11 protein-coding genes are annotated in these 11,553 nt (G+C 43.1%); 7 read left to right on the forward strand and 4 right to left on the reverse strand.

What is annotated here, in order from left to right:
* Positions 1–30: 30 nt before the first annotated feature.
* Positions 31–1,491: a hypothetical protein gene (locus M3193_RS00915; protein ID WP_251623784.1), complete on the reverse strand. Its 1,461-nt coding sequence runs from the start codon at positions 1,489–1,491 to the stop codon at positions 31–33.
* 147 nt (positions 1,492–1,638) lie between these two features.
* Between M3193_RS00915 and M3193_RS00920 the strand changes: the two genes are divergently transcribed.
* The 3 genes from M3193_RS00920 to M3193_RS00930 all read left to right on the forward strand — a co-directional run bounded on the left by M3193_RS00920 (position 1,639) and on the right by M3193_RS00930 (position 4,146).
* Positions 1,639–2,088 carry a TlpA family protein disulfide reductase gene (locus tag M3193_RS00920; protein ID WP_251623786.1) on the forward strand — a complete coding sequence of 150 codons (450 nt, stop codon included), beginning with the start codon at positions 1,639–1,641 and terminating at the stop codon, positions 2,086–2,088.
* A 91-nt stretch (positions 2,089–2,179) separates the two neighbouring features.
* Positions 2,180–2,839, forward strand: coding sequence for a potassium channel family protein (locus M3193_RS00925; protein WP_251623790.1), 660 nt, complete (start codon positions 2,180–2,182; stop codon positions 2,837–2,839).
* A gap of 533 nt (positions 2,840–3,372) precedes the next feature.
* Positions 3,373–4,146, forward strand: a complete 774-nt coding sequence (locus M3193_RS00930) for an SDR family oxidoreductase (RefSeq protein WP_251623791.1) — start codon at positions 3,373–3,375, stop codon at positions 4,144–4,146.
* 159 nt (positions 4,147–4,305) lie between these two features.
* Here M3193_RS00930 and rnjA read toward each other — a convergent pair whose 3' ends face one another.
* The 3 genes from rnjA to def all read right to left on the reverse strand — a co-directional run bounded on the left by rnjA (position 4,306) and on the right by def (position 7,029).
* Positions 4,306–5,973 (reverse strand): ribonuclease J1, encoded by a 1,668-nt coding sequence (rnjA, locus tag M3193_RS00935; protein WP_251623792.1) that lies wholly within the window; start codon positions 5,971–5,973, stop codon positions 4,306–4,308.
* A gap of 5 nt (positions 5,974–5,978) precedes the next feature.
* Positions 5,979–6,188 (reverse strand): DNA-dependent RNA polymerase subunit epsilon, encoded by a 210-nt coding sequence (locus M3193_RS00940; protein WP_251623793.1) that lies wholly within the window; start codon positions 6,186–6,188, stop codon positions 5,979–5,981.
* Positions 6,189–6,471: 283 nt separating this feature from the next.
* Entirely contained in the window at positions 6,472–7,029 is a 558-nt protein-coding gene (def, locus tag M3193_RS00945) for a peptide deformylase (protein WP_251627118.1), read from the reverse strand.
* A 138-nt stretch (positions 7,030–7,167) separates the two neighbouring features.
* Here def and M3193_RS00950 point away from each other — a divergent pair, with 138 nt between their 5' ends.
* From M3193_RS00950 to M3193_RS00965, 4 genes are all read left to right on the forward strand, one after another.
* A complete protein-coding gene (locus tag M3193_RS00950) occupies positions 7,168–7,809 on the forward strand; it encodes a YkyA family protein (protein ID WP_251623794.1) in 642 nt (213 codons plus the stop codon).
* Between the two features lie 251 nt (positions 7,810–8,060).
* The gene (gene pdhA / locus M3193_RS00955; protein WP_251623795.1) at positions 8,061–9,176 is read left to right on the forward strand and encodes a pyruvate dehydrogenase (acetyl-transferring) E1 component subunit alpha; all 1,116 of its coding nucleotides are present in this window, start codon (positions 8,061–8,063) and stop codon (positions 9,174–9,176) included.
* 3 nt (positions 9,177–9,179) lie between these two features.
* Positions 9,180–10,157, forward strand: coding sequence for an alpha-ketoacid dehydrogenase subunit beta (locus M3193_RS00960; protein WP_251623796.1), 978 nt, complete (start codon positions 9,180–9,182; stop codon positions 10,155–10,157).
* Between the two features lie 39 nt (positions 10,158–10,196).
* Entirely contained in the window at positions 10,197–11,552 is a 1,356-nt protein-coding gene (locus M3193_RS00965) for a dihydrolipoamide acetyltransferase family protein (RefSeq protein WP_251623797.1), read from the forward strand.
* The last annotated feature ends 1 nt before the right edge of the window (position 11,553 follow it).

Consider the following 11,553-nt stretch of genomic DNA (forward strand, 5'->3'; position numbering starts at 1 on the left):
CATTTTCAGGATTCCGGCAAGGTGCTGTATCTATTGGTCAAGCATGTCAAGTTTATTCCGGCGCCGCCTTCGCAAATACATCTTGCCGAAAGTGGAAATGATCAAATAAGCCGACAATCCGATGCCAGTAACGGCAGTAATTAACGAAATCCATTCGAAGATCGTGTAGGAGGGATACTCCTTCCAGCCAGAAGGAGCCTCCCAGTCAGGAATGACAAGGTTCATGCCGTATATTCCGGATATGACTGTAAATATTGTCAAAATAAATAGGAGCATATTCAATCGACCGGCTTGGTTATTTTCCTGGCTCTTATATAATTCCTGCAACGTATTGCTCACTTCATTGAAAAGGGGATCGATGAGAAAGGTACTTCTGAACATCTCCGCCAATTCCTTGCCTTCCGACCGGGTGCTGACTTCTTTGAAATAATAGGACGATGAAAATACACTGATGAGCTGAATGAGTGACCTGACGTAATACTCGTCCTTCTTCCAGTCGATTTCACTGTATTCAAATGAGACGCGCAATAGCATGATTTTATAGAAATAATGAAGCAGGAGATTATAATAGTGGGTTCCCATGAATTGGGATAATTCATTCGTTAATTCATCTGCCGGCCGATTGGTCACGACAGAATAGCCATGCTCAGTCGCTATCATATATAAGTGCGGCGCCCAACGGTCATGCAGCGAATGCGATAAGGAACGCCGGATGTAGTCAGGGTTCGTTGCTGAAATGAAAGGAACTCCATCGGGTCTTCTGCCATTTAAGTTGCCTATTCGATACAGTTGCTCTTCTGTAATGGTTGCCCCTGTTTCCGCGATGAGAAAAGATGAAACAAACATCCTTTCATCCTCAAAATAGGGAAGTGAGCCAAAATGGCCTTTCAATTTCTTTTCGTGTAAAACTGCCTTCTCCATAAAAGGGCATAAATATCCGAATAAGTAATCACGGATGGAGAAAGTTTGTCCTGTTTCAGGGATGATGATCATCGCACCCTTGCTTTCCTTCAAATTCGGTTCAATTGCCCGAAAATGTTGAATGAAATCAAGGACGTCGCTTAAGTCCGTGGGTATGTCCTTCATATTAACACGCAACGCAAGGAACGCGATTCCGAACGGACCGAGAATGACATCAATGCTCCGTATATGAAACTCATACTGTTCATCCCTTATCTGCATGATATGATCTTTTTTGATAACTGAAGTGTACCGGTGGAACCCTTTTTTATCAGGTGAACCGGGGAAAAGTTTATGTTCGATATATGGATAGAAGTATTGTTCGAGTTCTTTGCCAACAACTTCAATTCCATAGCCGTACATTTCGGTCTCATGGTCGGCATCTTCATCGATATGAAAATAAGTGTATCCATTCGATTTCAAGCTATCGATTGTTTCCTGTCTTTTCAGCTGATCAAATCCAAATGGCAGAAGGAATGACATATGGGAGCGAATTATATTCAGTTTTTCCACATTCTGTTGTATTGGCATTGCATTGCCTACCTTCAGTCATTTTTGATAACAAGTCACTTACTATAGCATTTCCTTAGTCGATGCGGGACTAAACATTTCATCCCGAATTCGAATCTTTCGGCATAGAATAAGCTGTGAGATTTTTTATACGGAGGAGGATAAGTAATGAAATTGCATGAGCACATGCCTGAACTGTATGGTGCAACGACTTGGCTGAATGGACGGTGTGATAGAGAGGATCTCATTGGTGTAAAACCGACACTCATTCATTTTTGGTCCATCAGCTGTCGTGCATGCAAAGAAAAGATGCCGTATTTAACCAGCTTCCAAAACCGATATAAAGATCGATTGAATATGATTGCTGTGCATATGCCTCGATCGGAAGAGGATAGGGACTTACAGCAAATCAAGAAAGTTGCTGCACAGCACGGCATGACTCAATCGATTTTTGTTGACGATAATTTAACTTTGACGGAGGCGTTCGGTAATCAATTCGTCCCTGCATATTATGTTTTTGACAAAGAGGGCCGTTTGCGCCATTTCCAAACGGATCAAAGTGGTATGAACATGCTGAAAAAACGCATCGATAGGCTATTGAATGAAATGAAGAGATGAGGCGGCCGACAATGGGGTCGTCTTTTCTTTTTCCTGTGAAAATTATGTGATACACTAATTTCATCCATGAATCGGATTGGAGCGGAATTATATGAAAAAGGAATTTGTCATCATTGGACTAGGACGATTTGGGGGAAGCATTGTCAATGAATTAGTAGAATTGGATGCAGACGTCATGGCGATTGATATTTCGCCCGATCGGGTCGACGAATTTGCGCATATAGCAACAACTGCAGTCGCGGCCGATACGACCGATGAATCTGCTCTTCGATCACTCGGGATCCGGAATTTTGAGCATGTCGTCGTGGCAATCGGGGAAAATATTCAAGCGAGCATTTTGACAACGCTCATCCTGAAAGAGATCGGCGTTAAAAGAATCACTGTAAAAGCGCAGAATGATTACCATGCAAAGGTTCTACGAAAAATCGGCGCGGATCAAGTCGTACACCCTGAACGGGATATGGGGAAGCGGATTGCGAACAATTTGGTTTCCAATAATATTTTGGATTACTTGGAGCTGTCTGATGAATATTCGATTGCGGAGATTCGCGCGAATGAGAAACTTGCCGGTTTTACGCTGATCGAACTCGATATCCGAGCAAAATACGGCGTTAACATAGTTGCGATAAAGCGCGGTGCACAAATTTTAGTATCGCCGCAAGCCATTGAAGAAATCCAGTTGAATGACATTTTGATTGTTATCGGATCTGATTTAGATATCCATAGATTTGAGAAAAAGGCCCTTCATTGATGAATGGTCTTTTTTTATATAAATAAACCGGATTTCCACTCCAGGCGGATGCTTTCCGTTGGGCGGGTTGTTAATGCCGGTGTAAAAACAATTGCTAATTGGATATTGGAAAGAAGTAAGATTAGAATCCAGCATAAATATGTTGAATAGTAATGATGTTCATCAACAAACTCGGCAGGTTAGTTGAAGAAGGAGGTTTTTTTACGATTGAGTTGAATAAGTTAATATATGTAAACTGTTTGTACAGAAGGAATGCTTTACTTCAAGTCTGGGGGTAGGAGGTGGGGAAACTGTACGGTGATTTCAATTCAGTTATTGTTGCTATGCTGTGTTTGTGGATTGTATTGCTTTTATTTCAAAGACTGGCTATCCGCTTAAAGAATAGTTGGAAGAAAGATATAGCCACTACATTTTTCCAAAGTGTATTCATCTTAATTTTACTTCCTATACTAGCTAATTTCATTAGACCCTAAAATGTTATTACAGTAACAATGCTGCTGTACTTAAAGGTCTTTAAGTAGGGGATGGATGATATGGAACAATTAAAAGGAAAAATTGCGGTTATCACGGGTGCAAGCCGTCTGAGCGGGATTGGAGCTGCGATTTGCAGGGAGTTAGCTGAATCGGGTTATCATATATTTTTTACTTATTGGACTGAATATGATAAAAAAATGCCTTGGAGCATCGAATTAGATGAACCCATGATTTTAAAAGAAGAATTATTAAAAAAAGGTATTAAGGTATCGTGTATGGAGTTGGATTTAACTCAACATGATGCACCTGAACAACTACTAAATAATGTTTCCGAACAACTTGGTAATCCTGATATCTTGATTAACAACGCAGCCTACTCAACTAACAATGATTATTCTACTGTAAATGCTGAAGAATTAGATAAACATTACATGGTAAATGTGCGTGCAACTACACTTGTAAGCAGCAGATTTGCTCAAAGGTTTGATAAGAAATCAGGTGGAAGAATAATAAATATAACTTCAGGTCAGTTTCAAGGACCAATGCCTGGCGAATTAGCATATGCAACAACAAAAGGAGCAGTTGATGCGTTAACGATTACGTTGTCGGCTGAACTAGCCCCTTTAGGAATAACGGTTAATGCAATAAATCCAGGTCCAACTGATACAGGTTGGATGACAGAAGACATAAAAAATGAATTAAAACCGATGTTTCCTTTGGGTAGAATAGGAGAACCGAGAGATGTTGCAAAGACTATAAAGTTTCTAGTGAGCGATGAAGCAGATTGGATTACAGGTCAGATTATTCATTCAGAAGGTGGATTTAAGAGATAAATGAGACTAAAAAATGCTTTGGTTCTAGAGGCTTTTTTGTTGTATTAAATTCTTAGATGAAATTCTCTGGGGACCTTCATCAATGCCAAGCATTGATGAAGGATCTTTTTTGCAAAAAAACACCCTCAAGTCAATAAAGACTTGAGGGCGTTAGTACGATCATACTTCCATTACAACCGGAAGTACCATCGGTCTGCGTTTTGTCTGGTCGTAAAGATAAGGTGAAAGGATATCGATGATGTCGCTTTTCAATGAACCTGCCTCTGCAGGTGAGTTTGCGAGTTTCCTATTCAATTCCTTTGAAAGGAGATGCTGCGCTTCGCTGATCATCATTCCGGATTCTCTCATATACACAAATCCACGTGAAATGATATCAGGTCCCGAAACGACTTTGTTGCGCTTTTTGTCGACAGTCGCTACTACGATAACCAAGCCGTCTTCCGAAAGGATTTTACGGTCTCGCAATACGACGCTTCCGATATCTCCAATGCCGCTGCCGTCGATGTACACGTCTCCTGAAGGGACTTTCCCGGCAATTCGTGCACTATCTTCTGTCAAAGCGAGCACATCACCGTTGCTCATGATGAAGACGTTGTCCGGTTCGACGTCGCAACCGATGGCAAGTTCTTTATGCATCTTCAACATGCGGTATTCGCCGTGAATCGGCATAAAATATTTCGGTTTGATCAAGCGGAGCATCAATTTCTGCTCTTCTTGTGAGCCGTGGCCTGATGTATGGATGTTATTCAGTGCGCCATGAATTACTTCTGCACCGGCGCGGAACAATGCATTGATCGTTTTATTGACACTCAACGTATTACCAGGAATCGGCGAAGACGAAAAGATGACTGTATCGCCTGGTTGGATCTGTACTTGACGGTGTGTTCCATTTGCAATACGGGATAGTGCAGCCATCGGTTCTCCTTGGCTTCCCGTACAAAGGATCATCACTTCGCTGGCCGGTAGCCGATTGAGTGACTGGGTGTCTACGAATAACTCTTTTGGTGCATTAATATACCCCAGTTCGCGTCCAATCGTGATGGCATTGTCCATGCTTCGCCCGAATACAGCAATTTTCCGGCCATATCGTTCAGCCGCTTCAATTACTTGCTGCAGTCTGTGAATATTGGAGGCGAAAGTCGCGAAGATGATCCGTCCATCGACTTTCCGGAAGATTTCATTCAAGCTATCGCCGACTTTTCTTTCTGACATCGTAAAGTTCGGAACTTCAGCATTTGTACTGTCGGATAGAAGGCAAAGCACGCCATCGCTTCCGAATTTCGCCATCTTGGCGAGGTTCGCCGGTTCCCCCACAGGAGTGAAATCGAATTTGAAATCACCTGTATGTACGATATTGCCTGACGGCGTTTTGACAACGACTCCGAATGCGTCAGGAATACTATGGGTTGTCCGGAAGAAGGAGACGGAAGTCTTCCTGAATTTGAATACGTCATCTTCCTTGAACTCGATCATCTTCGTCGTTCTGAGAAGGCCGTGTTCTTCAAGCTTATTACGGAGCAGCCCGAGAGCCAATTTACTGCCATAGACGGGAATGTTGATTTTGCGAAGCAAATAAGGGATTCCGCCGATATGGTCCTCGTGACCGTGGGTAATGAATAGACCTTTAATTTTTTCGATATTTCGTTCCAAATAGGTATAGTCCGGAATGACGTAATCGATTCCGAGTAAATCGTCCTCAGGGAATTTGATGCCTGCATCGATGAGGATGAGTTCGTCCTGAAATTGTACACAATATGTGTTTTTACCGATTTCTCCAAGTCCGCCTAGGGCGAAAACGGCAGTTTCATTATTCTTTATTAGTTTCATATTTCTCAGACCTGCTCTAGCTCAAAATGAGGGGATGATTGCTCATATTCGAGATGTTGGCCTTCCAGTAGCTGAATAAGTTCAATATTGTACTCCCGGTTCTTTAACTTTTCGCGGACGGATTTTTCTGAATCGGCTTCAATGTACAGTTGTTTTGTGTTTTCACGAATTGGCACTTGTGTTGCTTTTTCTTGGTAATAGACTTTGTAGATCATGATAAACTCTCCTTTTTACGTTCATTTGAATCTTTCTCTTCATCTTAGCATGTCAGTTGTTTAAAATAAACTATGATGAACTTCTTCATCTACTATGTAACAGCAGCTCCTTTGAAAAGAAAAGCCCGCCAATTATGTTGGCGGGCGTATGTCTATGCGATCGTCTTTTTGCCGAGTATGCCATTGAGCCGTTTTAACCATTTACGTTTGAGGCGCTTGTACATGGGCATATCACTCCTTAAAGACATTATACAGGAGTTCGAAATTTCTGTCAAGTTTCAAATTATTCCCTTTCAAAAGGAGTGGCGTCCGGGATGATTTTGAATGGTGCAGAAGGATCGATATGATCGTAGAACATGATTCCATTCAAATGATCCAGTTCGTGTTGGAACGCGATGGAGGAAAGTCCCTTGAGTCTCATCTTGAATTCCTTGCCTTCCGGATCGAATGCTCTCACAGTTATCCGCGCATACCTAGGCACGAAGCCCGCGACATCGCGGTCCACGGAAAGGCAGCCTTCACCGGATGTCAAATATGTCCGTTCCACTGAATGGCTGACGATCTTAGGATTGACAGCAATAATACTGAGCGGTTTCTTGCCATCCTCTTCGATATGCAAAGCGAAGATTCTTTTTGAAGCATTCACTTGCGGGGCTGCAAGGCCAATTCCCGGACGCAGGCCATATCGTTCACAAATTTCATCGTCTTGACTGTTAATGACATACTCGAGTATGTCATTACAAAGCTTTTTTTCTTCAGCCGTTAAAGGGAATGACACTTCCTCGGCAACTTTACGGAGTGCCGGATGGCCTTCGCGAACTATATCTTCCATTAAAATCATTACGTATTCTTCCTTTCGATAAATCATGCTGTACTCCTATTATAAGCCAACGGGGAAAATAGGGTAAAGGTTTTTGTGCATGCTTGAAAAGCATTATGGATACAGTTATAGTGAAACACAGATTGGAGGAAATATGCGATGAATAAAACACTTGTAAGCTTAGTTGCTATGGGCATATTAGCATTATCCGGCTGCAGTATCGGGCAGTCGACTGAAGAGCAGCTTTCTGAAACTTTGACAAAAATGAATGAATCCGAAGCTGTATATCGTGACACGCAAAGCAAATTGACCGAACTTGAAAAAACTGAACAGAAGACGTTCACTGAAACGATGGAGTTAACGAAAGAAGACGTAGAGAAACTGCGTTCCAAAATTGATGAATTGGAGAGTCTGTTAGACGATAGACTGGCCCATTTGGAGAAAGAGGAATCAGCCATAAAGAAAGCGGAAGAACTGGCCGGTGGACTTGATGCAATTGCAGAGAAGGCATCCGATTCTGAACGTGGTCAAATTCTGGAATTGAAAGACGCGGCATTAAAGCGATATGCTCTTCATTCCACTTTTATAGACGAGTATAGAAAACTAGCTTCCATTCAAAGAGAATTTTACGGTATGCTCTCGTCTGAAGATGTTAAACTGGAAGACCTGAAACAGAAGGTGGAAGAAGTGAATAGTCAAAATGATGTTGTTCAAAATGCAATAGCGGAATTCAATGAAGCGACCAAAGAAGTTAATTCACTAAAAGAAGATGTGTTTTCAAGTTTAGAACAAGAACAATAAAGGAAATGGGTAAAGTGGAGGCGAATGCGACTCCACTTTTTCTTATTGTTAATCTATTATAATACAGTTAGTATATTGTAGTAGTACAGTAGCGGTATTTGCTATAATTTTGAATATGCAATCTTTCGCTGATGCTAAGAATAACAGTGATTGACCTACTAGTCCTCTTTCAGTATACTGATTAGTGAAGACGGTTGTACCATTATTAGAAACACTTAAAAATAATACAGATATAAAGGAGAGGTGCCGATATGGCTGCAAAACAAGTAAAGCAGTTCGATCCGGTGAAAACGCTTCATTCTATTGAAGAACAGTTTGAAATGTTCCAGATTCTGAATGAAGAAGGCGAGATTGTGAATAAAGACGCGGATCCGAATTTGTCTGATGACCAATTGACGGAATTGATGACGCGGATGGTTTATACAAGGATTTTGGATCAACGTTCTATTTCATTGAACCGTCAAGGAAGGCTTGGATTCTACGCTCCGACTGCAGGTCAGGAAGCATCCCAGCTTGCATCCCACTTTGCACTTGAGAAGGAAGACTTCATCTTGCCGGGCTATCGTGATGTCCCGCAGCTCATATTCCACGGTTTACCATTACATATGGCATTCTTATGGTCCCGAGGACATTATTTAGGAAGTGCTTATCCTGAAGGGTTGAACGTACTGTTTCCGCAAATCATTATCGGCGCCCAGTACATACAAGCTGCAGGTGTCGCTCTCGGATTCCAAAAACGTGGAATCAAAGCAGTAGCAATGACGTATACCGGTGACGGCGGTACTTCTCAAGGAGATTTCTATGAAGGGATCAACTTTGCAGGAGCATATCGTTCGCCTGCGATTTTCGTTGTTCAAAACAACCAATATGCGATCTCGACTCCCCGTGAGCTGCAAACTGCAGCGAAAACACTTGCTCAAAAAGGTGTTGCGGCTGGAATTCCAAGCATTCTTGTCGATGGAATGGATCCACTTGCTGTATATGCTGCAACACGCGATGCAAGGGAACGCGCCGTCAATGGAGAGGGCCCTACGCTGATTGAAACAATGTGCTACCGTTACGGTCCGCATACGATGGCGGGAGACGATCCTACCCGTTACCGTACATCTGACACCGATAACGAATGGGAAAAACGTGATCCGCTCATTAGATTCCGCAAATATCTTGAAGCTAAAGGAATTTGGAATGAAGAGAAGGAAAACGAAGTTATCGAGCGTGCGAAAGAGGACATTAAAGAAGCCATTAAGAAGGCGGATGCGGCACCAAAACAAAAAGTCACTGATTTCATGAAAATTATGTACAAAGGCGACATGCCATTCAACTTGCAGGAGCAATTTGAACTGTATACAGAGAAGGAGTCGAAGTAACCGATGGCACAAATGACGATGATTCAAGCAATTACCGATGCAATGCGCACGGAGCTGAAAAATGATGAAAACGTCCTCGTCTTCGGTGAAGACGTCGGGGTGAACGGCGGTGTTTTCCGCGCCACAGAAGGGTTGCAAAAAGAGTTCGGCGAAGAGCGTGTCTTTGATACGCCGCTTGCTGAATCAGGTATTGGCGGGCTTGCAGTCGGTTTGACGCTGACTGGTTTCCGTCCGGTCATGGAGATTCAGTTTTTTGGTTTCCTATATGAAGTGATTGACTCGATCAGCGGTCAATTGGCACGTCAATCTTACCGTACAGGTGGAAGATACAACGCGCCGGTAACGATTCGCTCGCCATTTGGCGGCGGTGTTGCGACGCCGGAAATGCATGCGGACAGTTTTGAAGGAATAGTAGCATCTCAACCTGGCTTGACAGTAGTTATTCCTTCTACGCCGTATGACGCAAAAGGGTTGTTGATTTCAGCGATCCGCGATGAAAACCCGGTTGTGTTCTTAGAGCATATGAAACTTTACCGTTCATTCAGACAAGAAGTTCCTGAGGAGGCTTATACGATTCCTTTAGGAAAAGCAGATGTGAAGCGTGAAGGTACAGACCTTTCAATCATTACGTATGGTGCGATGGTGCACGAAAGTTTGAAAGCTGCAGAAGTACTCGAAAAGGAAGGTCATTCTGTTGAGGTAGTCGACCTGCGTACAGTACAGCCATTGGACATCGAGACGATCATCGCTTCTGTTGAAAAGACTAATCGTGCAATCGTAGTTCAAGAGGCACAAAAGCAAGCGGGAATCGCAGCGAATGTTGTTTCCGAGATTACTGAACGGGCAATCTTGAGCTTGGAGGCGCCAGTTTTGCGTGTAACAGCTCCTGATACCGTTTATCCGTTTGCGCAAGGTGAAAATGCTTGGTTGCCAAATGCAAATGACATAGTGGCAACAGCAAAGAAAGTATTGACATTCTGACAGAACGTTTAGTTCTTACAATATGAAAGGGTGAATCTTGTGGCATATGAATTCCGTTTACCTGATATCGGGGAAGGGATCCACGAGGGTGAAGTCGTAAAGTGGTTTGTCGCGAAAGGCGATAAAATCAATGAAGATGACACACTTCTTGAAATCCAGAACGATAAAGCAGTTGTGGAGATCCCATCCCCTGTAACGGGTACAGTAGAAGATATTCTTGTTGAAGAAGGAAAAGTCGCTGTAGTCGGTGACGTCTTAATCCGTTTTGACGCTCCTGGATATGAAAGCCAAAGCGAAGAGGAAGAAGGCAAAGAAGGCACAGAAGAGACGGAAGCCCAAGTCCAGGCTACTGCCGAGGCAGGCCAAGAAATCAACAAAGAAGGACAGAAGCAGGACCGTCCTGAACCGAAACCAGCTGCTTCTTCCGCGCAAGAACAAACGGGCGATGCTCCTTCCCAACGGGTCATTGCCATGCCTTCCGTTCGGAAGTTCGCTCGTGAACAGGAAGTCGATATCCGCCAAGTGCAAGGGACAGGGAAAAATGGCCGTGTACTGAAAGACGATATCGAAGCTTTCCTAAGCGGCGGTCAACAGCAAGCATCTGAAGTCCCTGAACAGACTCAAGAAGCCGCAGTTGAGCAAACGCAAGAAAAAGAAGCGAAACCTGCAGCTCCTGTTATGTTGGAAGGCGACTTCCCAGAAACGCGTGAAAAAATGTCGGGAATCCGGAAGGCGATTGCAAAGGCAATGGTCAATTCCAAGCACACTGCACCACATGTAACGCTATTGGATGAAATCGATGTAACGGAGCTCGTTGCTCATCGTAAGAAATTCAAGTCAATCGCAGCTGAAAAAGATATTAAGCTCACATACCTTCCGTATGTTGTGAAGGCGCTAGTATCTACATTGCGTGAGTTCCCTCAATTGAATACATCACTTGATGATGAAAAAGAGGAAATCATTCAAAAGCATTACTATAACATCGGTATTGCTGCAGATACGGACCGTGGATTGCTAGTCCCTGTCATCAAACACGCAGATCGCAAATCGGTATTTGCGATTTCAGAAGAAATCAGCCGACTCGCTGAAAAAGCGCGTGATGGTAAATTGAGCCCTGCTGAAATGAAAGGTGCATCTACCTCTATCACGAATATCGGTTCTGCAGGTGGACAATGGTTCACACCGATCATCAACCACCCGGAAGTTGCAATTCTCGGAATCGGCCGCATTTCTGAAAAGCCGATAGTAAAAAATGGTGAAATTGTTGCCGCACCTATGTTAGCATTATCATTGGTATTCGATCATCGGGTGATTGATGGTGTTACAGGACAGCAGGCACTGAACCACATTAAGAAATTGCTCGGTAATCCAGAACTTTTATTAATGGAGGCGTAAG

The organism is Sporosarcina luteola (assembly GCF_023715585.1).
Classification (GTDB): domain Bacteria; phylum Bacillota; class Bacilli; order Bacillales_A; family Planococcaceae; genus Sporosarcina; species Sporosarcina luteola_D.